At 63.6% G+C, this 22,179-nt stretch carries 20 protein-coding genes and 1 pseudogene; 15 read left to right on the top strand and 6 right to left on the bottom strand.

Annotated features, from left to right (window positions below):
* The first annotated feature begins 98 nt into the window (after positions 1-98).
* The 6 genes from NUH87_RS11770 to NUH87_RS11745 are packed head-to-tail and all read left to right on the top strand — an operon-like array spanning position 99 to position 4,173.
* Entirely contained in the window at positions 99-803 is a 705-nt protein-coding gene (locus NUH87_RS11770; RefSeq protein ID WP_338526802.1) for a TetR family transcriptional regulator, read from the top strand.
* Positions 804-848: 45 nt separating this feature from the next.
* On the top strand, positions 849-2,126 hold the full coding sequence (locus tag NUH87_RS11765) for a flavohemoglobin expression-modulating QEGLA motif protein (RefSeq protein ID WP_040064704.1): 1,278 nt from the start codon (positions 849-851) through the stop codon (positions 2,124-2,126).
* Between the two features lie 31 nt (positions 2,127-2,157).
* Complete coding sequence (locus NUH87_RS11760) at positions 2,158-2,670, top strand: type VI secretion system amidase effector protein Tae4 (RefSeq protein WP_338526061.1); 513 nt, start codon at positions 2,158-2,160, stop codon at positions 2,668-2,670.
* The gene (locus tag NUH87_RS11755) at positions 2,667-2,897 is read left to right on the top strand and encodes a hypothetical protein (protein WP_338526060.1); all 231 of its coding nucleotides are present in this window, start codon (positions 2,667-2,669) and stop codon (positions 2,895-2,897) included. Before NUH87_RS11760 ends, NUH87_RS11755 begins: the two co-directional genes overlap by 4 nt.
* Before the next feature lie 38 nt (positions 2,898-2,935).
* Entirely contained in the window at positions 2,936-3,850 is a 915-nt protein-coding gene (locus tag NUH87_RS11750) for an alpha/beta hydrolase (protein WP_338526059.1), read from the top strand.
* Positions 3,847-4,173: a hypothetical protein gene (locus tag NUH87_RS11745; protein ID WP_338526058.1), complete on the top strand. Its 327-nt coding sequence runs from the start codon at positions 3,847-3,849 to the stop codon at positions 4,171-4,173. The genes NUH87_RS11750 and NUH87_RS11745 overlap by 4 nt, the downstream gene beginning before the upstream one ends.
* 53 nt (positions 4,174-4,226) lie before the next feature.
* Here the strand turns inward: NUH87_RS11745 and NUH87_RS11740 are convergent, their stop codons facing one another.
* Complete coding sequence (locus NUH87_RS11740) at positions 4,227-4,568, bottom strand: hypothetical protein (RefSeq protein WP_040064709.1); 342 nt, start codon at positions 4,566-4,568, stop codon at positions 4,227-4,229.
* A 223-nt stretch (positions 4,569-4,791) separates the two neighbouring features.
* On the opposite strand from NUH87_RS11740, the gene ppc reads away from it, so the two are divergent.
* From ppc to NUH87_RS11710, 6 genes are all read left to right on the top strand, one after another.
* A complete protein-coding gene (gene ppc, locus NUH87_RS11735; protein WP_338526057.1) occupies positions 4,792-7,422 on the top strand; it encodes a phosphoenolpyruvate carboxylase in 2,631 nt (876 codons plus the stop codon).
* 286 nt (positions 7,423-7,708) lie between these two features.
* Positions 7,709-8,356 carry an adenylate kinase gene (gene adk, locus NUH87_RS11730; protein ID WP_338526056.1) on the top strand — a complete coding sequence of 216 codons (648 nt, stop codon included), beginning with the start codon at positions 7,709-7,711 and terminating at the stop codon, positions 8,354-8,356.
* Between the two features lie 94 nt (positions 8,357-8,450).
* On the top strand, positions 8,451-9,125 hold the full coding sequence (gene tsaB, locus NUH87_RS11725; protein WP_338526055.1) for a tRNA (adenosine(37)-N6)-threonylcarbamoyltransferase complex dimerization subunit type 1 TsaB: 675 nt from the start codon (positions 8,451-8,453) through the stop codon (positions 9,123-9,125).
* Positions 9,126-9,347: 222 nt separating this feature from the next.
* Positions 9,348-9,647, top strand: coding sequence for a hypothetical protein (locus tag NUH87_RS11720; RefSeq protein ID WP_040064715.1), 300 nt, complete (start codon positions 9,348-9,350; stop codon positions 9,645-9,647).
* A gap of 13 nt (positions 9,648-9,660) precedes the next feature.
* Positions 9,661-10,530, top strand: a complete 870-nt coding sequence (locus NUH87_RS11715) for a DUF72 domain-containing protein (protein ID WP_338526054.1) — start codon at positions 9,661-9,663, stop codon at positions 10,528-10,530.
* Between the two features lie 33 nt (positions 10,531-10,563).
* The gene (locus NUH87_RS11710) at positions 10,564-11,391 is read left to right on the top strand and encodes an isocitrate lyase/phosphoenolpyruvate mutase family protein (protein WP_338526053.1); all 828 of its coding nucleotides are present in this window, start codon (positions 10,564-10,566) and stop codon (positions 11,389-11,391) included.
* A gap of 29 nt (positions 11,392-11,420) precedes the next feature.
* On the opposite strand, the gene NUH87_RS11705 is transcribed toward NUH87_RS11710, so the two are convergent.
* On the bottom strand, positions 11,421-12,035 hold the full coding sequence (locus tag NUH87_RS11705; protein WP_040064718.1) for a hypothetical protein: 615 nt from the start codon (positions 12,033-12,035) through the stop codon (positions 11,421-11,423).
* Between the two features lie 92 nt (positions 12,036-12,127).
* Here NUH87_RS11705 and NUH87_RS11700 point away from each other — a divergent pair, with 92 nt between their 5' ends.
* Positions 12,128-12,910 (top strand): class I SAM-dependent methyltransferase, encoded by a 783-nt coding sequence (locus tag NUH87_RS11700; RefSeq protein ID WP_338526052.1) that lies wholly within the window; start codon positions 12,128-12,130, stop codon positions 12,908-12,910.
* A gap of 13 nt (positions 12,911-12,923) precedes the next feature.
* Here the strand turns inward: NUH87_RS11700 and NUH87_RS11695 are convergent, their stop codons facing one another.
* Positions 12,924-13,559, bottom strand: a complete 636-nt coding sequence (locus NUH87_RS11695) for a TetR/AcrR family transcriptional regulator (RefSeq protein WP_040064721.1) — start codon at positions 13,557-13,559, stop codon at positions 12,924-12,926.
* Between the two features lie 93 nt (positions 13,560-13,652).
* Here NUH87_RS11695 and NUH87_RS11690 point away from each other — a divergent pair, with 93 nt between their 5' ends.
* Positions 13,653-14,753, top strand: a complete 1,101-nt coding sequence (locus NUH87_RS11690) for an efflux RND transporter periplasmic adaptor subunit (RefSeq protein ID WP_338526051.1) — start codon at positions 13,653-13,655, stop codon at positions 14,751-14,753.
* A gap of 6 nt (positions 14,754-14,759) precedes the next feature.
* Positions 14,760-17,869, top strand: a pseudogene (locus NUH87_RS11685) (efflux RND transporter permease subunit).
* Positions 17,870-18,016: 147 nt separating this feature from the next.
* Here NUH87_RS11685 and NUH87_RS11680 read toward each other — a convergent pair.
* The 3 genes from NUH87_RS11680 to plsB all read right to left on the bottom strand — a co-directional run bounded on the left by NUH87_RS11680 (position 18,017) and on the right by plsB (position 22,081).
* A complete protein-coding gene (locus NUH87_RS11680) occupies positions 18,017-18,706 on the bottom strand; it encodes a DUF4197 domain-containing protein (RefSeq protein WP_040064724.1) in 690 nt (229 codons plus the stop codon).
* A gap of 120 nt (positions 18,707-18,826) precedes the next feature.
* Positions 18,827-19,447, bottom strand: a complete 621-nt coding sequence (locus NUH87_RS11675) for a hypothetical protein (RefSeq protein WP_338526050.1) — start codon at positions 19,445-19,447, stop codon at positions 18,827-18,829.
* Positions 19,448-19,573: 126 nt separating this feature from the next.
* Positions 19,574-22,081: a glycerol-3-phosphate 1-O-acyltransferase PlsB gene (gene plsB, locus NUH87_RS11670; protein WP_338526049.1), complete on the bottom strand. Its 2,508-nt coding sequence runs from the start codon at positions 22,079-22,081 to the stop codon at positions 19,574-19,576.
* Positions 22,082-22,179: the final 98 nt, after the last annotated feature.

Below are 22,179 nucleotides of genomic sequence, written 5' to 3'. Positions count from 1 at the left end.
GTTGAAAAAGCCGCCCTCGCAAGGCGGCTTTTTTATTGTCCGTTAGTACTGACGTTTCAAAACATTACAAGAGAGGAAGACCTGTAGTGAACCGTGCAATGACGCAAAGGGGAGCAGCTGGCGTCGCCACTGCGGTGGCGGAAAGCGTTCAGTACCAGGGACGCAAGGCCAGTCGACAGGGCAGCGAGCAACGGCGACAGGAGATTCTCGACGCGGCCATGCGCATTGTCGTGCGTGACGGCGTGCGCGGTGTGCGCCACCGGGCGGTGGCCACCGAGGCCGGCGTGCCGCTGTCGGCCACCACCTATTACTTCAAGGATATCGATGACCTGCTCACCGATACCTTCGCCCAGTATGTCGAGCGCAGTGCGGCCTACATGGCCAAGCTGTGGGAAAACACCGAGGGCGTGTTGCGGGAAATGGTCGCCTACGGTGACGGCAGTGCGGCGTCACGCTCCCAACTGGCCGACGATATTGCCCACATGGCCACCGACTATATCCTGCGACAACTGCACAACCGCCGTGAGTACCTGATGGCCGAACAGGCATTTCGCCAGGAGGCGCTGCTCAATCCGCGCCTGGCCGTGTTGGTGCGTTCCCATCAGCAAATTCTCCTACAGGGGACTTGTCAGTTTTTCCAGGTTCTGGGGTCCAAAGAGCCACAGCAGGATGGCAAAGTGTTGACGGCGATTATCGGACGGATGGAATATCAGGGCCTTCTCAACGACGACGAGGCCCAGGCTGAGCAGGACATGCTGGGGATTGTCTCGCGTTACATGCATCTGGTGCTGGCGTCGGTCTAGGCTCTTTGCAGGGCGATCTAGCGCAGCCACCTTCAGGAGTCACCCTTGGACGATTACCAGCAGACGATACGCAGCCTCTCTGATCGCATTGTGCTGGCGCAGACACCGATTCGCGTGCTCGATGCGGTGAAGTGGGACGACAACATCCGCAAGGGTTTTCTCAAGGCCAAGGGCAAGGAAATGCCGGCGGTGGACCGCGACTATTACACCTCGCGGCCCCTGTCGTTCGATTCCGCTGCGGTGAAGCTGGAGTTCCAGAACATCGAGCGCGATATCACCCGTCGGCTCGGCCAGTTCAACCCGGTCGGGCAGATCATGCGGCGCATGTGCCGGGAGTACCGCCAGGTGGTGCGGATGCTCGAAGCCCGTGGCACCGCGGATTTCGGGCTGATTTCCCAGGAGCTGTACGGCGCCGCGTCGGATGCTTTCCACGCCGGTGATCCGACCCTGGCCGACCTCGGGCTGATGCTCTCCGATTACCTGAACAATATCGATATCCGTGGTGACCTCAAGGACGAACCCAAGACCCTCACCGCCAAGGAGGCGGTCGATCTGCTGCAACACCGGTTGAACAAGGTGTTCGGCGAGGCCGAGGAAACCATCCGGGTGTTCGAGTCCGACGGTATCGTCGCCGACGCGGCGGCGGGCGCCGACTACATCAAGATTCGCGCCGATGCGATGTTCAACTCGCGGGATGTGCGGGCGCTGGAGGTGCATGAGGGCCTGGTGCATGTCGGCACCACCCTCAACGGTTTGAACCAGCCGATCTGCACCTTCCTGTCCAAGGGCCCGCCCTCGTCGACGGTGACCCAGGAGGGCCTGGCGATCCTGATGGAAGTGATTGCCTTCGCCTCCTATCCCACCCGCTTGCGCAAGCTGACCAACCGCACCCGCGCCATCGACATGGTGGAGCAGGGCGCGGATTTCCTGCAGGTGTTCGAGTTCTTCCGCGAGCAGGGTTTCGAGATGGCGGAAAGCTACGGCAACGCCAGTCGGATCTTCCGTGGCTCGACGCCCACGGGGCTGCCATTCACCAAAGACTTGTCCTACCTCAAGGGCTTCATCATGGTTTACAACTATATTCAGTTGGCCGTGCGCAAGGGCAAGCTCGAACAGGTACCGTTGCTGTTTTGCGGCAAGACCACCTTGGAAGACATGCGTACCCTGCGCCAGTTGGTGGATGAGGGCCTGGTGGTGCCGCCCAAGTACCTGCCGGAGCAGTTCCGCGACATGAATGCGCTGTCGGCCTGGATGTGCTTCAGCAACTTCCTGAATCACTTGAGCCTGGATCGGATCGAGGCGGATTACTCTAATATCCTGTGATCCATGACTGGACACACAGGGAACCGTGTTGATGATCACGTTCGATACATTATGGAAGAATCACCCGCAGATATTCGGCGACGCCGCGCCTTGTCGTACCAAAGGGGCAAAAAACTTCAGTGACCAGTGCGCGATCAACCTGGGTGTTGCCTTGCGCCGTAGTGGTGTCGATCTGGGAAAGCTGCGTGGCGCGCGGTTTTGCTGGCAGCATCCCAGGAGCGAGGGGCATGTGCTGGCCGCCGAGGAGTTGGCCGGTGCGTTGAGCCGAACCTCGATAGCCAACGTGCAGCCGGTGCGCAAGGTCAAGCCTGAGGCGTTTGAGGAAACCTTGGATGGGCAACAAGGGATCATTTTTTTCAAGGATTTCTCGGCGCGAGGCAATGAAACCTTTGGCAATCGTAGCGGTGATCATATCGATTTGTGGAATGGCCGTCGGTTGACTGACTGGCTGAGCTACGTGCGTATTCACTATGGGGTGGTGATCGAAGGGACCATTTCCGACTTTCACAAGTCCAGAGAAATCTGGTTTTGGAGGGTTCTATGAACGTCCTCAAGTGTGTGCTGTGGATTCTATTTCTGGTGATTGTAACCTGTGGTTTATTCAACGTGATTTTTTGGGCAACGGGTTACTATTTCGGTCCATTCTATGAAAGTGATGCTGATCAAAATCGAAATGTCGCCATCTGGCTTTTCGGCAATTTAGGGTTGATCGTATTTTCTGTCGTACTGGGGACTCTGCTTTATCGTCGTCACTTGCGAAAAATGCCGTGAGGGGCTGGCGCATCCGAACCACAATGGCAGAGAAGCTCATGCGTCTGCTCATACTTCTTTCTTTGCTCTTGAGTGTGAACGGCTGCAGCTCCCTGCTGTTCTATCCCGAGCCCGGCCTGCCGTTCAGCCCCGATAAAGCTCACCTCGAATACCGTGACATCACCCTGACCACCGCCGACGGCCTGCACCTGCGTGCCTGGTGGCTGCCGGTCAAGGCTGGTGTGGCGGTCAAGGGCACGGTGCTGCACCTGCATGGCAACGGTGGCAACCTGTCCACGCAACTGGGTGGCAGTTGGTGGTTGCCGGCGCAGGGTTACCAGGTGCTGCTGCTCGACTATCGTGGCTATGGATTGTCCGAAGGCGACCCGAGCCTGCCGGAGGTTTATCAGGACCTGGACGCGGCGTTCGACTGGCTGCAAAAGGCCCCGGAGGTGCAGGGCAAACCCCTGGTGGTCCTGGGGCAGAGCCTGGGCGGGGCCCTGATGGTGCATTACTTGGTGGAGCTCCACCCCGAATACCAGCCGCGCCTCAAGGCCCTGGTGCTCGATGGCGTACCGGCCAGCTACCGTTCGGTGGGCCGTGACGCCCTCGGTTCGTCCTGGCTGACCTGGCCCCTGCAAATCCCGCTGTCCTGGCTGGTCCCCGATGGCGACAGCGCCATCAGGGCCATGCCGCGCCTGACCGGTGTGCCGAAACTGATCTTCCACAGCCTCGACGACCCGATCGTGCCGCTGGCCAATGGCATCCAGCTGTACCAGGCGGCGCCACCGCCGCGGGTCCTGCAACTGACCCGTGGCGGTCATGTGCAGACCTTCGGCGACCCGGTCTGGCGCAAGGTGATGCTGCGTTATCTCGACGACCCGCAGCACTTCAACGGCCTGCGTCGCCTGGGCGAGATCCCGAATTATCCGCCTGTCCCGAATTCGAATGTTGAACCAGAGAGCCCGCAATGACTGAAGAACGTAACGCCATTCCCCTGATCATCACCGGTATCTGCAGCATCATCGGTACGGTGGGGTGCCTGTGGTACTACGGCTACCTGCATTTCGCCAAACCGGAGGATGCGCTGCTGCTGAACGAGTTCACCATGCTCAAGACGGTGCCGGGGGAGGATTACAAGGTCTCGCTGGAGCCGGCGGCGCAAACGGCGCAATGCGTCGATGGCGTGCTGGTGCTGTTCGACACGGAACAGAAAGGCCTCACCGGCGTGCTGGTGAACAGCAAGAAGCAGGCGGTGCGCTGCATGGGGCAGGAAACGCCAAAGCTGGAGCAGTAACGCACGACTGGTAGGAGCGAGCAAGCTCGCTCCACAGGGGCGCGCGTTGCGCTTTAATGTTTCGGCTTGTCCTGGGATGCCAGGTCATGCAGGTGTCGTCGCGACAACGACAGGAAGCGCGGCGTCGGCCCGACGTCTTCGTAGAGTGGATCGCCTTCTTCGTCAGTGGCCACCACCTGCGCGCCCTGGACATAGGGGAAACTGGCTTCCAGTTCCTCCAGCGCCGCGCCGATCAACTCGCCGAGCAGTTCTTCCGGGCGCCGCTTGGGGTACATGTCGATCACCGCCGCCAGGCGCGCCGCGGCTTCCACATCCAGATGAATGGCATAGCCGGTGTCGGTCAGCCGACCTTTGGCGTTTTCTTCCCAGTGCTGGGCAAGCTCACGGATTTTCATATCGACCTCAATTCGCACCCCGTTGATGGCGGGTATTGATGAGTGACCGGCCTGTACCGGCGATAAAGCCCTTGTGAGGCTTAGTATCAGACTAGCCCCGGGCGATGAGGTTCAGTGGGGATTTTTGCCGGGCATCAATAATTCGCTTGGCTTGTAAGCCTTCGTCGCCGTGGTGCACTCTTGAGCCCGTGAGCCGTCTCAGCATCCTCTGGAGAGTCTGTCGATGTCCGATATTGATGTACGTTTGCGTGAAGACGTCCACCTTTTGGGTGAGCTGTTGGGCAATACCATCCGTGACCAGCATGGTGACGAGTTCCTCGACAAGATCGAGCGTATCCGCAAGGGCGCCAAGGCCGACCGCAGCGGTTCGGCCACCGCCGAACTCAGCGCCAGCCTGGACGGTCTGGGCGACGATGAATTGCTGCCCGTGGCCCGGGCCTTCAATCAGTTCCTGAACCTGGCCAATATTGCCGAGCAGTATCAGTTGATCCACCGCCGTGACGAATCGCAGCCGGCGCCCTTCGAGTCGCGGGTCCTGCCGGAGTTGCTGGCCCGGCTGCTCGCCGAAGGCCATGGCGCCGAATCCCTGGCCCGGCAGTTGGCGCGCCTGGAGATCGAACTGGTGCTCACCGCGCACCCCACCGAGGTGGCGCGGCGGACCCTGATCCAGAAATACGATGCCATTGCCGCGCAATTGGCGCAGCAGGACCACCGCGACCTCACCGGCGCCGAACGCGAGCAGATCCGCCAGCGCTTGCAGCGCCTGATCGCCGAAGCCTGGCACACCGAGGAAATCCGCCGCACCCGGCCCACCCCGGTGGACGAAGCCAAGTGGGGCTTCGCGGTGATCGAGCACTCCCTCTGGCAGGCCATTCCCAACTACCTGCGCCGCGCCGACCAGGCGCTGTTCGCCGCCACCGGTCTGCGCCTGCCGCTGGAGGCCGCGCCGATCCGTTTCGCGTCCTGGATGGGCGGCGACCGCGACGGCAACCCCAATGTCACCGCCAAGGTCACCCGCGAAGTCCTGTTGCTGGCGCGCTGGATGGCGGCGGATCTCTATCTGCGCGACGTCGATCACCTGGCCGCCGACTTGTCGATGCAACAGGCCAGCGAGGCCCTGCGCGCCCGCGCCGGCGAGAGCGCCGAACCTTACCGGGCGCTGCTCAAGCAGTTGCGTGAGCGGCTGCGGGCGACCCGCAACTGGGCCCAGGCCTCCCTCGGCACGACGCAACCGGCGTCGGACGAGGTGCTGCAGCACAACCGCGAACTGCTGGAGCCGCTGCAACTGTGCTACCAGTCCCTGCACGAATGCGGCATGGGCGTGATCGCCGACGGTCCGCTGCTCGATTGCCTGCGCCGGGCGGTGACCTTCGGCCTGTTCCTGGTGCGTCTGGATGTGCGTCAGGACTCCTCCCGTCACGCCGCCGCGATGACCGAGATCACCGACTACCTGGGGCTGGGGCGTTACGAAGACTGGAATGAAGAAGATCGCCTGACCTTCCTGATGCGCGAGCTGGCCAATCGCCGCCCGCTGTTGCCGGCCTGGTTCAAACCTTCCGCCGACACCGCCGAAGTGCTGGCGACCTGCCGGGAAATCGCCGCCGCGCCGGCGGACTCCCTCGGTTCCTACGTGATCTCCATGGCCGGGGCCGCCTCCGATGTGCTGGCGGTGCAGTTGCTCCTCAAGGAGTCCGGCGTGCTCCGGCCGATGCGCGTGGTGCCCTTGTTCGAAACCCTGGCCGACCTGGACAACGCCGGGCCGGTGATGGAGCGGCTGTTGCTGTTGCCGGGCTATCGCGCGCGTCTGCAGGGTCCCCAGGAAGTGATGATCGGCTACTCCGATTCGGCCAAGGACGCCGGCACCACCGCGGCGGCCTGGGCACAGTACCGGGCCCAGGAGCGGCTGGTGGAGATCTGCCGCGAGCAGCAGGTCGAACTGCTGCTGTTCCATGGTCGCGGCGGCACCGTCGGTCGCGGCGGCGGTCCGGCCCACGCAGCGATCCTGTCGCAGCCGCCGGGCTCGGTGGCGGGGCGTTTCCGCACCACCGAGCAGGGCGAAATGATCCGCTTCAAGTTCGGCCTGCCGGACATCGCCGAGCAGAACCTCAACCTCTATCTGGCCGCCGTGCTCGAAGCCACCTTGCTGCCGCCGCCACCGCCGCAACCGGCCTGGCGCAAGCTGATGGACGAACTGGCGGCGGACGGCGTCCACGCCTACCGCGCCGAGGTGCGGGACAATCCGCAGTTCGTCGAATACTTCCGTCAATCCACCCCGGAACAGGAGCTCGGGCGCCTGCCGCTGGGCAGCCGTCCGGCCAAGCGCCGCGCCGGCGGGATCGAAAGCCTGCGGGCGATCCCGTGGATTTTCGGCTGGACCCAGACCCGCCTGATGCTGCCGGCCTGGCTCGGCTGGGAAGCGGCGCTGCGCAAGGCGCTGGCCCGTGGCGAAGGCGAGCTGCTGGCACAGATGCGCGAGCAATGGCCGTTCTTCCGCACCCGTATCGACATGCTGGAAATGGTCCTGGCCAAGGCCGACAGCGATATCGCCCGCTCCTATGACGAGCGCCTGGTGGATGCCGAACTGCTGCCACTGGGTGTGCACTTACGCGACCTATTGTCGCAGGCGTGCGCGGTGGTACTGGGTCTGACCGGCCAGTCGCAGTTGCTCGCCCACAGCCCCGAGACCCTGGAGTTCATTCGTCTGCGCAACACCTACCTGGATCCGCTGCACCTGTTGCAGGCCGAATTGCTGGCCCGCTCGCGACGCCAGGAAGCGGCCCAGGACAGCCCTCTGGAACAGGCTTTGCTGGTGTCTGTGGCGGGAATTGCCGCCGGGTTGCGCAATACGGGTTGAGGTGTGCAGGAAGATTCCTTACCGGAAGCAGGACAAGAACGACCGCCCAGTCAGAGGCGGTCGTTTTTGTGTGGCGACACTTTATTGCCGGGGGGCGACCTGGCGTAGCAGGTTTCACCGCTCGTGCAGGCATGGGTTGCTGCGACTTTCGGCGGCTTGTGTGGGTCCGGTCGGCTGTGTATCTTGATCAGCCTTTGGCCGTTTTTGCGGCCATGACCCTATTTTTGGGATTGGCCCCACGAGGCGAATCCGAGCGTTTCTAAATAAAAAATTGAGGAGCACATCGATGCGCGTCATTCTGCTGGGAGCTCCCGGGGCCGGTAAAGGTACTCAGGCTAAGTTCATCACCGAAAAATTCGGCATCCCGCAAATCTCCACTGGCGACATGCTGCGCGCCGCGGTCAAGGCCGGCACCGAGCTGGGCCTCAAGGCCAAGGGCATCATGGACGCCGGCGGCCTGGTCTCCGACGACCTGATCATCGCGCTGGTCAAGGACCGTATCGCCCAGGCCGATTGCGCCAAGGGTTTCCTGTTCGACGGTTTCCCGCGCACCATTCCCCAGGCTGAAGCCCTGGTGGAAGCCGGCGTGGAGCTGGACCACGTGGTCGAGATCGCCGTCGACGACGAAGAGATCGTCCAGCGTATTGCCGGCCGTCGTGTGCACGAGGCTTCCGGGCGCGTCTACCACACCGTCTACAACCCGCCGAAAGTCGAAGGCAAGGACGACCTGACCGGTGACGACCTGGTGCAGCGCAAGGACGACACCGAAGAAACCGTGCGTCATCGCCTGTCGGTCTACCACTCCCAGACCAAGCCGCTGGTGGATTTCTACCAGAAGCTCTCGGCCGCCCAGGGCAAGCCGAAGTACAGCCATATCGCCGGCGTCGGTTCGGTCGAATCGATTACGGGCAAGGTGCTTGAAGCCCTGAGCTGATCCTTGTAGTCGCTGCCTCGACAACAGCCCGCTTGCGGGCTGTTGTTGTTTATACTGTTGCACTTTTTTTCATTTCGACCTGACGGACACATCGATGAGCACCTTGCTGGCCCTGGACACCGCGACTGAAGCCTGCTCCGTCGCCTTGCTGCACGACGGCAAGGTGACGAGCCACTACGAGGTGATTCCGCGTCTGCACGCGCAAAAACTCTTGCCGATGATCCAGCAGTTGCTGGCGGACGCCGGTATCAGCCTGTCGGCGGTGGAGGCGATTGCCTTCGGCCGTGGCCCCGGGGCCTTTACCGGGGTGCGGATTGCCATCGGTGTGGTCCAGGGGTTGGCGTTTGCGCTGGAGCGTCCGGTGTTGCCGGTGTCGAACCTGGCGGTCCTGGCGCAACGGGCATTTCGCGAGCACGGTGCGCGCCAGGTGGCGGCGGCCATCGATGCGCGGATGGACGAGGTGTACTGGGGCTGTTACCGCGAAGAAGCGGGGGAGATGCGCCTGGCGGGTGTCGAGGCGGTGCTGGCACCGCAGCTGGCCGCGTTGCCGGACGCTGCCACCGGCGAATGGTTCGGGGCGGGCACCGGGTGGGGCTATGGCGAGCGGATCCAGGTCGCCTTGAGTGGCCAGGATGCCAGCCTGCTGCCCCACGCCGAAGACCTGCTGACCCTGGCGCGCTTTGCCTGGGAGCGCGGCGAGGCGATTCCCGCCGACGAAGCCCAGCCGGTCTACCTGCGCGACAAGGTGGCGACGCCCAAGGCCCGTTGAACCCAGCGGCCAGCGATAAATTTCAGGCTAGACTGAGCGTTAAGCCGTTCAGCCGGAAAATCCCCCGGATCAGTCAAAAATGTGCCGTTCGTCATGTTTTCTCCACCCGGGCGCCGGGGTGTGAAAACCTTTTCCGGGTTCTGTGGTCCAGTTATCACTCGGGCAATAGCTAAGTGCGGCGCCTGCTGCTAAATTGCCATCATCGACACCGAGCATGCCCCAATGCGTATAGACGGCGTTTCCTCACAGTCCTACCCCATCAAGCGCAAACCGCGTAAAAGCGGGGTCGTGCTCGACGACGACGTCGATGTGCTGGTGGCTGATGACGAGGACCTGTCCGAGGTGGCGGCGCGCGCCGAAGCGGCTGGTAGCCGCCTGGCCAATCTGCCCGCCCGCCCGCAGGACATGATCTTCCATCGCGCCATGAGCAAGAGCGTCGCCACCGCCCTGGCCAGCTACCTGACCACCGCCGGTTTCGTCGAGTGGGACATGGAAGTGTTGGGGCTCGACCTGCATATCTGATTTAATCGGGTCGATGACTGACCCTGTCCTGCCTTACTACCTCGGTTGCCCCTCCTGGAGCGAAAACGCCTGGCGCGAGTACCTGTACCCGCCCACCGCGCGCGCCAGCGACTTTCTCGACCTGTACGCCCAGGTGTTCAATGCCGTCGAAGGCAACACCACCTTCTACGCCCGGCCCGCGCCTGCCACGGTGGAACGCTGGGCGCAGACCATGCCCGGGCACTTTCGCTTCACCGCCAAGTTTCCCCGGGATATCAGCCACGAGGGTGACCTGCGCGATCAGGCCCAGGCCGCGGAGGACTTCCTGCAACTGCTCAAGCCGCTGGGGCCACGAGTGGCGCCGCTGTGGCTGCAATTGCCGGCCAGTTTCGCGCCAGAGCGCCTGGCCGAACTGGCCGGGTTCATCGACGCGCTGCAGCGCCCGCTGGCGGTCGAAGTCCGCCACCGCGAATTCTTCGCCAAGGGCGACGCCGAGCGGATGCTCAACCGTATGCTGCTGGACCGGGGTGTCGAACGGATCTGCCTCGATCCGCGGGCGCTGTTCAGTTGCACCTCCACGGAGGCCTCGGTGCTGCACGCCCAGTCGAAAAAGCCCAAGGTGCCACCCCGTCCGGCGGCGTTCACGCTGTTCCCGCAGGTGCGTTTCATCGGTCACCCGGAACTGCAGGCCAATGAGCCTTTCCTGACCCCCTGGGTCGAAAAAGTGGCCAGCTGGATCGAGGAAGGGCGCACGCCCTACGTGTTTCTGCACACCTCCGACAACCGCCTCGCTCCCGCGCTGGCGCAACGTTTCCACGCGCGGCTGATGGCACGTTTGCCTGGCTTGCCAGCGTTGCCTGAGCTATACAGAGGACCTGCCGCGGAGCAACTTGGCTTGCTCTGACGGCGCCATTTTCTCTTTGCCAGGAGTCGACCCATGGATGCGCAAACCCTTCGAGCCCAGACGTTCAAAACCCTGCACGAGCGTGCGGGGGCCTTCGTGATTCCCAACCCATGGGATGCCGGCTCGGCGAAAATGCTCGCGGCACTGGGGTTCGAGGCGCTGGCGACCACCAGTGCGGGGTTGGCGTTTTCCCTTGGGCGTCCGGATGCGGAGGGGGCCAATTCACTGAGCGATACGCTGGATAACGCCCGGGGCATTGTCATGGCCACGCCACTGCCGGTGGCGGCGGATCTGGAAAATGGCTTTGACCACAGCCCCGCCGGTTGTGCCGAGGCGATTCGTCGGGCGGCCGAAGCCGGGCTGGTGGGGGGCTCGATCGAGGATGCCAGTGGTCATGCCGACGACCCCATCTATGCCTTCAACCACGCGGTGGAGCGGGTCGAGGCCGCGGTGGTGGCGGCCCGCGGCCTGTCGTTCCCGTTCATGCTGACGGCGCGGGCGGAGAACCTGTTGCATGGCCGCCTGGATCTGCCGGATACCATTCGCCGTTTGCAGGCTTTCGCCGAGGCCGGCGCGGACGTGTTGTATGCCCCGGGCCTACGCACGCGCGAGGAGATCGAGGCGGTGGTCAAGGCCGTGGCGCCCAAGCCTGTGAATGTGTTGATGGCGGGTGGGGTGAACCTGTCGGTGGCCGAATTGGGCGAACTGGGCGTCAAGCGCATCAGTGTCGGTTCGGCGTTGGCCCGGGCGGCGTATGGCGCGTTCTATCGGGCGGCCGAGGAGATTCGTGGGCAGGGGACGTTTGCCGCACTGGATCAGGCGATCCCGTTCGCGCGGATCAACCAGATGTTCAAGGGTTAGGTCAGGACGCCCTTGCAGGCGTTGGGCACTTAGGCCGCCAGGCGCAGATTCTGTGCCACCAGCGGACGTGCCCAGTGCAGGTCGTAGTCCATGGCTTTCTGCTGCTCGGCCAGGGTGGCTTCGTCGAACGGAACGTGAGGGGGCAGCAGGTCCAGCTCGAACTCGGCAATCGGCAGGTGCAGCGGACGCGGTTGCGGCGCAGGGCCTGGAGCGGGCAGCGGCTGGCCGGCGTTGAGGACGATAGGGCGGACCCAGCCGCTTTCGAAATCCTGCTGCTTCTGCTGGGCGACGATTTCTTCCGGCGGATAGGGCACGGGCTTCTTCAGCAGGTCCAGATCGAATTCGGCAATCGGCAGGAACAGCGGCTCGGGTGGACGGACCGGGGTTTCCTGCACATTGCACTGACGCTGGTCGACGATCTGCGCCAGCAGCTCGGCGCCGGCGGTAGGCTCCACCGGGCCGTCGACCGGCAGTTGCGCCTGGACATTCTTTTCACCCGGCGCATCCCCCACCTGTTCGGCCAGCGCCCGGGCAAAGAAATCCTGCCACAGGTGACTGACACCGCTCAGTGCCTGGGAATTGCGCAGGCCATAATCGCCGACGGGCGATAGATAACCTATGGATGTGCTGGGAATGTCTGACATGGCTCTCGATTGACGCTCAGCTCTGGCAAAATGCCGGATAATGTTTTTATCGGCAGCTTTTGCCGATCATTAAATTTTTGAGCGTGTTTTTCATGAGTGAGCAGCAAGCGCCGGTGCGTATCAGAGTCGAGGCCCTGGCCGAAGGGTTGCAGTCCCGGGCCGAAGTGTGGGCCGAGCGCCTCGGCTTGCCGTTGCAGGAGCCCGAAGCGGAGTTCGCCTTGCAGCTGTCGGAACAGGGCCTGCAGTTGCAGCAACTGGGGCCGGAGGCGCCGGGGCCGGTCCGCGTGGACTTTGTCGAAGGTGGCGCGGCGCATCGGCGCCTGTATGGCGGCGGCAGCGGGCAGATGATCGCCAAGGCGGTGGGCATCCAGCCGGGCGTGCGGCCGCGGGTGCTGGATGCCACGGCGGGCCTGGGCAAGGATGCTTTCGTGCTGGCGAGCCTGGGCTGCGAGATGAGCCTGATCGAGCGCCAGCCGCTGATCGGCGCCTTGCTCGAAGACGGCCTGGCCCGTGGGCTGGAGGATTTCGAGGTGGCGCCGATTGTTTCGCGCATGCACCTGCTCAAGGGCAACTCGATCGAGGTGATGCGCAATTGGGAAGGCGAGGCGCCGCAGGTGATCTACCTTGACCCGATGTTTCCCCACCGTGAGAAAACCGCCCTGGTGAAGAAGGAAATGCGCCTGTTCCGCCCGTTGGTGGGCGATGATCCGGATGCGCCGGCCTTGCTGGCGGCGGCGCTGGCGCTGGCGACCCACCGGGTGGTGGTCAAGCGCCCGCGCAAGGCGCCGTGCATTGACGGGCCCAAGCCGAGTCATGGCCTCGACGGCAAGTCGAGCCGCTACGATATCTATCCGAAGAAAGCCTTGAAGCCTTGAGACAACGGGGTGTTCAGGGCCTGTAGGCGCGCATGAACAACCCCACCACCTCGCGCACATGGGCTTCGCCTTCGGCCTCGCTCAACGGCCCGCCGCAGCCGAAGAGCAGCCGGAAGTTCCCCGCGCCCTTGAGCAGGCAGAAGAAATGCTCGGCGGCGTTGTGCGGCTTGTCGATCACCAGGGCGCCGCTCTGGTGGATCCGCTGCAGCAGTCGCTCCATCTCCGTCAGCACGCGCTCGGGCCCGGCCTCGAAGAAGATCTGCGAGAGCTTCGGGTCCTGGCTGCCCAGGGTCATGATCAGCCGATGCAGGTTCAGCGACTCGTCACTGTTGATCAGGTGATGAAAGCCCCGGGCGATGTTCAGCAGCACGCTTTCCACCGGCACGCCTTCGGGCAGGGCGAAGAACAGCTCGGGCAGCTGCTCTTCGCATTTGGCCACTACGGCGGCGGAGAACAGGGTCTCCTTGTCGTTGAAGTGGCTGTATACCGTCAGCTTTGAAACACCTGCTGCTGCAGCGACTGCGTCCATGCTGGTGCTGGCGTATCCATTACTCAGAAACAGATCTTTCGCCGCTTGCAGGATGGCCTGGCGTTTTGCCAGGTCCTTGGGGCGGCCGGGGCCGCTGGGCACTGAAAGATTGTCGGACATCTTCTTACTTAATACTGGACTGGTGAGTATGGTATTAATACCATACTCATCAGTATAAATATTCTGAGCGCCACTAGCGAAAGGTCGCACACCATGTTCCGCTATGTCTTGCCCCTTGTTTTGCCCGCCAGTCTAGCCGTTTTCCTGGTCGGTTGTGGTCATGAAGAGCCGGCCCAGGTCTCCGTGCGTCCGGCCATGGTGGTGCAGCCACAGCCTTCGGCCCAGGCCATGGACAGCTATCCCGGCGAAGTGCGGGCACGTTTCGAGCCCGACCTGGCCTTCCGTATCGGTGGTAAGGTCAGTCGACGACTGGTGGAGGAGGGCGAGCGGGTCAAGGCCAACCAGCCCCTGGCGGAGCTCGATCCCCAGGATGTGCGCCTGCAACTGGAAGCGACCCGCGCCCAGGTGGCGGCCGCCGAGGCCAACCTGAACCTGGTGCGCTCCGAGCGTGATCGCTACAAGACCTTGCTCGACCGGCAGATGGTCAGCCGTTCGCAGTACGACAATGCGGAAAACCTCTACCGCTCGGGTGAGGCGCGCCTCAAGCAGATCAAGGCCGAGTTCGACGTGTCCAGCAACCAGGCCGGTTATGCCGTGCTGCGGGCGCCCCAGGACGGTGTGGTCGCCAAGCGCCAGGTCGAAGTCGGCCAGGTGGTGGCCGCCGGACAGACGGTCTTCACCCTGGCCGCCGATGGCGAGCGCGAAGTGTTGATCAGTTTCCCGGAACAGGCCTTCGGGCGGTTCAAGATCGGCCAGGATGTGTCGGTGGAACTCTGGTCCCAGCCGGATCAGCGTTTCAACGGGCATATCCGCGAGTTGTCGCCGGCCGCCGATCCCAAGTCCCGGACCTTCGCCGCCCGTATCGCCTTCAGCGCCGGCAAGGTCCCGGCCGAGCTGGGCCAGAGCGCCCGGGTGTATATCCAGGCCGCTGGCGTGGTGTCGTTGTCGGTGCCGCTGTCGGCGCTGACCGCGGAAAACGGCGCGACCTATGTCTGGCGGATCCTGGCGGACAATACCCTCAAGCGTACCCCCGTGCGGGTTGGTGCCTTTGGCGAGAAGACCGTGCCGGTGTTCGAAGGCCTGACAGCCAGCGATTGGGTGGTGGCGGCCGGTGTGCATGTGCTCCATGACGGCGAAAAGGTTCGCCCGGTGGATCGCTCCAACCGCGTGGTCAATCTGGCGGCCAAGGAGTAGTCCCCGATGGCATTCAATCTTTCCGAATGGGCGTTACGCAATCGCCAGATCGTGCTGTTCCTGATGATCCTGCTCGCGGCGGTCGGCGCCTTGTCCTACACCAAGCTGGGGCAGAGCGAAGACCCGCCGTTCACCTTCAAGGCCATGGTCATCAAGACCAACTGGCCGGGGCCACGGCCCAGGAAGTCTCGCGACAAGTCACCGAACGCATCGAAAAGAAGCTGATGGAGACCGGCGAGTACGAACGCATCGTCTCCTTCTCCCGGCCCGGGGAGTCCCAGGTGACCTTCATGGCCCGGGACTCGATGCATTCCTCGCAGATTCCCGATCTCTGGTACCAGGTGCGGAAGAAGATCGGCGATATCCGCCAGACCCTGCCGCCGGACATCCAGGGCCCGTTCTTCAACGATGAGTTCGGCACCACCTTCGGCAATATCTACGCCCTGACCGGCGACGGTTTCGACTACGCCGTGCTCAAGGATTATGCCGACCGTATCCAGATCCAGTTGCAGCGGGTCAAGGACGTGGGCAAGGTCGACCTGCTCGGCCTGCAGGACGAAAAGGTCTGGATCGAACTGTCCAACGTCAAGCTGGCGACCCTCGGCTTGCCGCTCGCCGCCGTGCAGCAGGCCTTGCAGGAGCAGAATGCGGTGTCCACCGCCGGCTTCTTCGAAACCCCGACCGAGCGCGTGCAGCTGCGGGTCAGCGGTAACTTCAAGACGGTCGACGAGATCAGGAACTTCCCGATCCGTGTCGGCGATCGCACCTTCCGGATCAGCGATGTGGCCGATGTCCGCCGTGGCTTCAACGATCCACCGGCGCCGCGCATGCGTTTCATGGGCGAAGACGCGATCGGCCTGGCGGTGGCGATGAACGACGGCGGCGACATCCTGGTGCTGGGCAAGGCCCTGGAAGCCGAGTTCGCCCGGATCCAGAAAGGCCTGCCGGCGGGGATGAAACTGAGCAAGGTCTCCGACCAGCCGGCGGCGGTGAAGACCGGCGTCGGCGAGTTCGTCCAGGTGCTGGTGGAGGCCCTGGTCATCGTGCTGCTGGTGAGTTTCTTCTCCCTGGGCCTGCGCACCGGGATGGTGGTGGCGTTGGCGATTCCGCTGGTGCTGGCGATGACCTTTGCCGCCATGTACTACCTGGGCATCGGCCTGCACAAGATTTCCCTCGGCGCGCTGGTGCTGGCCCTCGGCTTGCTGGTGGACGACGCGATCATCGCCGTGGAGATGATGGCGATCAAGATGGAGCAGGGCTTCGACCGTCTCAAGGCGGCGAGCTTCGCCTGGACCAGCACGGCGTTCCCGATGCTCACCGGCACCCTGATCACCGCCGCCGGCTTCCTGCCGATTGCCACCGCGCAGTCGGGCACTGGTGAGTACACCCGCTCGATTTTCCAGGTGGTGACCCTGGCGCTGCTGGCGTCGTGGATCGCGGCGGTGATGTTCGTGCCCTACCTGGGGGAAAAAATGCTGCCGGACCTGGCGAAGATCCACGCCGCCAAGCACGGCGGCGAGCAACCGGATCCCTATGGCACACCGTTCTACCAGCGCGTCCGGCGCGCGGTGGAATGGTGTGTGCGCCGGCGCAAGACCGTGATCGTGCTGACCATCGCGCTGTTCGTCGGCTCGGTGCTGCTGTTCCGCTTCGTGCCGCAGCAGTTCTTCCCGGCCTCCGGGCGACTGGAGCTGATGGTCGACCTGAAGCTGGCCGAAGGCGCCTCGCTGAACAACACCACGGAACAGGTTTCGCGCCTGGAAGCCCTGCTCAAGGACCACCCTGGCATCGACAACTACGTGGCCTATGTCGGCACCGGTTCGCCGCGTTTCTACCTGCCGCTGGACCAGCAGTTGCCGGCCACCAGCTTTGCCCAGTTCGTGGTACTGGCCAAGAGCATCAAGGAGCGCGAGGAACTGCGCACCTGGCTGATCAAGGTGCTCGACGAACAGTTCGCCGATGTGCGGGCGCGGGTGACACGTCTGGAGAACGGACCGCCCGTGGGTTATCCGGTGCAGTTCCGGGTCACCGGCGAGCATATCGAGGTGGTCCGCGCCCTGGCCCGCAAGGTGGCGGCCAAGGTGCGCGAGAACCCGCACGTGACCAACGTGCATCTGGACTGGGAAGAACCGAGCAAGGTGGTTTACCTCAATGTCGATCAGGACCGTGCCCGGGCGCTGGGGGTCAGTACCGCGAACCTGTCGCGCTTCCTGCAACTGTCGCTGACCGGTTCCACCGTCAGCCAGTACCGCGAGGACAACGAACTGATCGAAATTCTCATGCGCGGCACCACTCGCGAGCGCAATGAGTTGTCGGCGCTGCCGAGCCTGGCGGTACCGACGGACAATGGCACCAGCGTGGCGCTGTCGCAGATCGCGACCTTGGAGTACGGTTTCGAGGAAGGCGTTATCTGGCACCGCAACCGCTTGCCGAACGTGACGATTCGCGCCGATATCTACGACCAGGAGCAGCCGGTGAGCCTGGTCAAGCAGATCATGCCGACCCTGGACCCGATTCGCGCCGAGCTGCCGGACGGTTACCTGTTGGATGTCGGCGGTACCGTGGAGGATTCGGAGCGCGGCCAGGCGTCAGTGAATGCCGGCGTGCCGCTGTTCATCGTGGTAGTGCTGACCTTGTTGATGCTGCAACTGCGCAGTTTCTCGCGGGTGGCGCTGGTGTTCCTGACCGCGCCGCTGGGCCTGATCGGGGTGACCCTGTTCCTGCTGGTGTTCCGCCAGCCGTTCGGCTTTGTCGCGATGCTCGGCACCATCGCCCTGTCGGGGATGATCATGCGTAACTCGGTGATCCTGGTGGACCAGATCGAGCAGGATATCCGGGCGGGCATGTCGCAATGGCAGGCGATCATCGAGGCGACGGTGCGACGTTTCCGCCCCATCGTGCTGACCGCCCTGGCGGCGGTGCTGGCAATGATCCCGCTGTCGCGCAGCGTGTTCTACGGGCCGATGGCGGTGGCGATCATGGGCGGGTTGATCGTGGCGACGGCCTTGACCCTGCTGTTCCTGCCGGCGTTGTATGCGGGCTGGTTCAGGGTGAAGAAAACGGCCGATGAAGAGCAGTCGCTGGGCGCTGGCCTAGTAAGCGCCACGGACCTGTAGGAGCCAGCTTGCTGGCGATGAAGGTCGCCACACCGCGATCAGTCTGATACCCCGCGTTATCGTTGACGACCATCGCCAGCAAGCTGGCTCCTACAAGGGGGCTGTGTCTGGCTGGCGATAGGAATCCAGGGTGCCAGCCAGGGAGCGTCACAGCGAGCCGAACACCTTCTTCGCCAGGCTGGTGGCCGCTGCCGCCGGGTTGGCACGGATGTCCTCTTCCTTGTGGGCAATCATCTTGAACAGGCCGTCCAGGGCCTTCTCCGTCACGTAGCCTTCCACGTTGGCACTCTTGGCGTCGAGTACGCCCAGGGTTGCCGCCTGCCCGGCGAACGAGTTGTACTGCTTGGCCAGGCCCACCTGGTCGGTGGCCTGCTTGACGATCGGCAGGAACTTGGCGCGGATCTGCTCGCGACTGGTCTTGTCCAGGTACTGGGTGGCCGAATCCTTGCCGCCGGTGAGGATACCCTTGGCGTCGGTCACGGTCATCTTCTTCACGGCGTCCACCAGCAGCGCCTGGGCCTGCGGCATGGCCGCTTCCGCCGCCTTGTTCATGCTGGCTTCCAGCTGATCGACCTGGGCACCCATGCCGAACTGTTTCATCTTGCTGGCGACCTTGCCCAGGCTGCCCGGCAGCTCGATCTTCACTTCAGGGTTGTTGCTGAAACCACCCGGTTTGCCGAGGTTGGTCACGGCCGCCACGGCGCCCTGGGCCAGGGCGTCCTTGAGGCCGCCGGACGCCTGGTCCTGGGTAAGGCTGCCCAGGGACAAGGCCAGTGCGTTGACGGAAATCAGCAGGCCCGCGCAGAGGCCGGCCAGACGAAGGGAGGGACGGAGCATGGACGCTTCCTTGTTGGGTCAGTGGGGAAATCCGTGGCGCCAGGGGAAACCCGGCGCCAACCCGTACGAATCTAACGGATTTATCGGCAAACGCCAGTTTTGAAAGACCCGGCACGGCACTCAGGCGCTGAGGATCAGGCTTTGCGGCTTCTCTTTCAGCAGCACCACCGTGCGCGGAATGGGCTTCATGGTGAATTTGCGTCGGCTGCCGAAGGTGCCCTGGGTCTCGTAGACCTGGCCCGGCTTGACCTTGTTCACGTCGTAGCGCAGGTAGCGCGGGATGGAGCCCTTGAAGAAGGTGATTTCCTCGCTGAGGACATGCACGGGAATGCCGGGTTCGGTCTGGGCCACCAAGCGCAGGGTGGCCAGGGTGTTGTCCTGCGTGCCGATCATCGGCACCAGCGCCGCGCTGAGGTACAGATACCCTGGTGGGCTCAGGTGAAAGGTTTCTTCCTGGTTGTCCCGGCGCCAGCGGAAGCTGTACTTGATATCCGGCAGCAGCGAGGTGCCGGCGACGCTCATGTCGATATCGATCTCGACCTTGCAGTTGCGCTTGAGATCGGCCGGCAGTTCGAAGGTGAAGCGCCAGGGCGACTGGCCGGGAAGTTGCGCGCTGGTCCAGGTCCCCAGCAGGGTGTCGGTGCAGCGGTTGCGCAGGGTGATACGGGTTTCGGCCTTGGCCGGGATCGAGTAGTCCGGCGGGAAATGGAAAACAGCGGTCACGACGTTCTTTGCAGTCATCTCGATGTCCTTATCGAACGCGTCAAAAGCGACGCAGGATTGAGTCTACACGGGCCTTTGCCCTTGAAAACCGGCAGAGAAGCATCCTTGCTGCTTTGCCGAATGGTCTGACAAGGGTGGTTTGCCTTATCCCACGTCAGGACCCGCTTCCGGGCTCTGCTCGGCGGCATCTTCGCTGCGATGCAGCGCCACCTGACGAATCGACAGGCGGATTTCCGCCGGCAGTACCCGTTTCGCCGCGCCCTCGGCCAGCTCGCCGAGCAGTTCGTGATAACCCAGCTTGCCGGCGTCGTCGCGGCGCAGCACCTCAAGGTCGAGCAGGGTCTGGATAAAGTGGCGGAACAGGCTCTTGTCGAAAAACTCCGGGGCGTTCAGGCCGTGGAGAATCGACAGGCGCTGGGCCATCACCGTGCAGAGGTCTTCCAGCTCCTCGGCGCTGATGCTGTTCTGGCCGCTGTTGAGCAGCAGCGAGATGGCCATGTAGAAGCGTTGCAGGGTCTGGGCGATGCTCCTGGACAGCAGGGTCAACAGCACGAAGTGCCGGGAACTTGGGGCCGGGCGCAGGTAGACGGCGTTCTCCAGGCGCAACAGGCCCTGTTCGACGAAGGCCTCCAGCCACTGGTCGACCACCGCGTCCAGTTCGTCGAGTGACCAGCGGATGAACAGTTCCGCCTGCAGGTAGGGATAGAGTGCGCGGGTGTAGCGCAGGATCTGCTCGCGGCTCATGCGCGAGGCGCTCTGGAAAAAGCTCGCCAGCAACGCCGGCAGGGCGAAGATATGCAGCACGTTGTTGCGGTAATAGGTCATCAGGACGGCGTTCTGCTCGTCCAGATAGAGGATCTTGCCCAGGGCGTCGCTTTGTTCGGCCAGCAGGTTCATGTCCTTGACGTGCTGGATCAGCGCGCGGCCGTCGCCTTCCGGCAAGGTGGTGTGCGGCGAATACGGCACGCGGCGCAACAGCGCCAGGTAGAGGTCGAGCACCCGGGCCATGGCGCGGTCGTCCAGGGCCAGGCGCGTGGTCGAGAGCAGCGCCAGGGCCACCAGGTTCACCGGGTTGATCGCCGCGGCTTCGTTCAGGTGCCGGGCCACGCGTTCGCCGAGGCGGTTGGTGGTGTCGTTGAGCCAGGCCGGGCGGAATTGCGGGCCCAGTTCCTGGGACCGCCAGTCCGGTTGCTCCTGGTCGAGGAACTCGGCCAGCTTGATCGGTTCGCCGAAGTTCACCGCGACCTGGCCGAAGCGCTGCTTGAGCGCGCCGATGACCTTGAAGATGTCGAAGATCGATTCTTTCTTCTTGCTCGCGCCGCGCAGTTCGCCCAGGTAGGTACGACCTTCCAGCACCCGCTCGTAGCCGATATACACCGGGACGAAGACGATCGGCATGCGCGAGGAGCGCAGGAAGCTGCGCAGGGTGATGGCCAGCATGCCGGTCTTGGGCCGCAGCATGCGCCCGGTGCGCGAGCGGCCGCCTTCGACGAAGTACTCCACCGGGAAGCCCTTGGTGAACAGGGTGTGCAGGTACTCGTTGAACACCGAGGTGTAGAGCGGGTTGCCCTTGAAGGTGCGGCGCATGAAAAACGCGCCGCCACGGCGTAGCAGGCCACCGATCAGCGGCATGTTGAGGTTGATCCCGGCGGCGATGTGCGGCGGGGTCAGGCCGTTGCGAAACAGCAGGTACGACAGCAGCAGGTAGTCGATATGGCTGCGGTGGCAGGGCACGTAGATGACTTCATGGCCCTGGGCCACGGCCTGCACGCCTTCGAGATGGTTGACCTTGATGCCGTCGTAGATCTTGTTCCAGAACCAGCTCAGCACCACTTCGAGGAAGCGGATGGCGGTGTAGGTGTAGTCCGAGGCGATCTCGTTGCCGTAGCGCAGGGCCTGGGCCCGGGCTTTTTCCGTGGAGATGTTCTCGCGCTGGGCTTCTTCGAGGATCGCCTGGCGCACCATCGGTTCGTTGACCAGGCCCTTGACCAGGTTGCGCCGGTGGGAGATGTCCGGGCCGATCACCGCGGCCTTGAGGTTGCGCAGGTGCACCCGCAGGATGCGCTGGGCCATGCGCACGGTGCGTTCATGGCCCTTGTTGTGTTCGATCAGGCCGCGCAGGTGGATCGGTGCGGAGAATTGCACGCGGGTCTTGCGTCCGAGAATCAGGATGCTCATCAGCCGTCGCAGCCGCCCGGTGACCGCCCAGCTGTCGGCGAACAGCAGCTTCCAGGGGCTTGATTCGCTGTCCGGCGACTGGCCCCAGAACACGCTGACCGGAATGATCAGCGCATCTTCGGCGGGGTTCTGCGTCAGGGCGCTGACCAGTCGGGTCAGGGTCGGTGGCGCGCCGCGCTTGTCCTGGCGGCCCAGCCAGTCGGGCTCGGGGGTCAGGTAGAAGAACGCCGCCGGTTCCAGCAGGGCGCCGACCGATACCGGCAGCACCGGGCGCGGCAGGCCGGCCTTGGTGCATTCGCGGTCGACCACCGCCAGGTCGGTCAGCGACGGCGATTGCAGGACGTAGAACACCGGCCGGCTGCGGTCGAGGTTGAGGGTCAGCGACGACTGGTTGATCGTCTCCGAGCGCACCCACAGGTACAGGAGGCGGCGCAAGGTACCAAACACGAGGCGACGGAACGGGGAACGGGTCATACGGCTTCTGCAGGCAAGTGGACTGAACCGAGCGTTTGCTCGGTGGGCTAGTGTGCCGTATTCGCCAAAAATCGGCAAAAATGCGGCGAACTAATATT

This window comes from Pseudomonas batumici, from assembly GCF_036585405.1.
Lineage (GTDB): Bacteria > Pseudomonadota > Gammaproteobacteria > Pseudomonadales > Pseudomonadaceae > Aquipseudomonas > Aquipseudomonas batumici.
Note: the sequence above shows the minus strand (reverse complement) of the source record. Positions and strands in the feature narration are given on the sequence as shown.

What these genes read in the sequence shown, in the direction of transcription:
- NUH87_RS11695 (WP_040064721.1), bottom strand. Translation starts at nt 13,559, where the DNA reads ATGTCCGACAATCTTTCAGTGCCCAGCGGCCCCGGCCGCCCCAAGGAC.
- tsaB (WP_338526055.1), top strand. Translation starts at nt 8,451, where the DNA reads ATGAGCACCTTGCTGGCCCTGGACACCGCGACTGAAGCCTGCTCCGTC.
- NUH87_RS11745 (WP_338526058.1), top strand. Translation starts at nt 3,847, where the DNA reads ATGACTGAAGAACGTAACGCCATTCCCCTGATCATCACCGGTATCTGC.
- NUH87_RS11700 (WP_338526052.1), top strand. Translation starts at nt 12,128, where the DNA reads ATGAGTGAGCAGCAAGCGCCGGTGCGTATCAGAGTCGAGGCCCTGGCC.
- NUH87_RS11675 (WP_338526050.1), bottom strand. Translation starts at nt 19,447, where the DNA reads ATGACTGCAAAGAACGTCGTGACCGCTGTTTTCCATTTCCCGCCGGAC.
- NUH87_RS11690 (WP_338526051.1), top strand. Translation starts at nt 13,653, where the DNA reads ATGTTCCGCTATGTCTTGCCCCTTGTTTTGCCCGCCAGTCTAGCCGTT.
- NUH87_RS11705 (WP_040064718.1), bottom strand. Translation starts at nt 12,035, where the DNA reads ATGTCAGACATTCCCAGCACATCCATAGGTTATCTATCGCCCGTCGGC.
- adk (WP_338526056.1), top strand. Translation starts at nt 7,709, where the DNA reads ATGCGCGTCATTCTGCTGGGAGCTCCCGGGGCCGGTAAAGGTACTCAG.
- NUH87_RS11760 (WP_338526061.1), top strand. Translation starts at nt 2,158, where the DNA reads ATGATCACGTTCGATACATTATGGAAGAATCACCCGCAGATATTCGGC.
- NUH87_RS11715 (WP_338526054.1), top strand. Translation starts at nt 9,661, where the DNA reads ATGACTGACCCTGTCCTGCCTTACTACCTCGGTTGCCCCTCCTGGAGC.
- NUH87_RS11680 (WP_040064724.1), bottom strand. Translation starts at nt 18,706, where the DNA reads ATGCTCCGTCCCTCCCTTCGTCTGGCCGGCCTCTGCGCGGGCCTGCTG.
- NUH87_RS11720 (WP_040064715.1), top strand. Translation starts at nt 9,348, where the DNA reads ATGCGTATAGACGGCGTTTCCTCACAGTCCTACCCCATCAAGCGCAAA.
- NUH87_RS11755 (WP_338526060.1), top strand. Translation starts at nt 2,667, where the DNA reads ATGAACGTCCTCAAGTGTGTGCTGTGGATTCTATTTCTGGTGATTGTA.
- NUH87_RS11740 (WP_040064709.1), bottom strand. Translation starts at nt 4,568, where the DNA reads ATGAAAATCCGTGAGCTTGCCCAGCACTGGGAAGAAAACGCCAAAGGT.
- NUH87_RS11750 (WP_338526059.1), top strand. Translation starts at nt 2,936, where the DNA reads ATGCGTCTGCTCATACTTCTTTCTTTGCTCTTGAGTGTGAACGGCTGC.
- ppc (WP_338526057.1), top strand. Translation starts at nt 4,792, where the DNA reads ATGTCCGATATTGATGTACGTTTGCGTGAAGACGTCCACCTTTTGGGT.
- NUH87_RS11710 (WP_338526053.1), top strand. Translation starts at nt 10,564, where the DNA reads ATGGATGCGCAAACCCTTCGAGCCCAGACGTTCAAAACCCTGCACGAG.
- plsB (WP_338526049.1), bottom strand. Translation starts at nt 22,081, where the DNA reads ATGACCCGTTCCCCGTTCCGTCGCCTCGTGTTTGGTACCTTGCGCCGC.
- NUH87_RS11770 (WP_338526802.1), top strand. Translation starts at nt 99, where the DNA reads ATGACGCAAAGGGGAGCAGCTGGCGTCGCCACTGCGGTGGCGGAAAGC.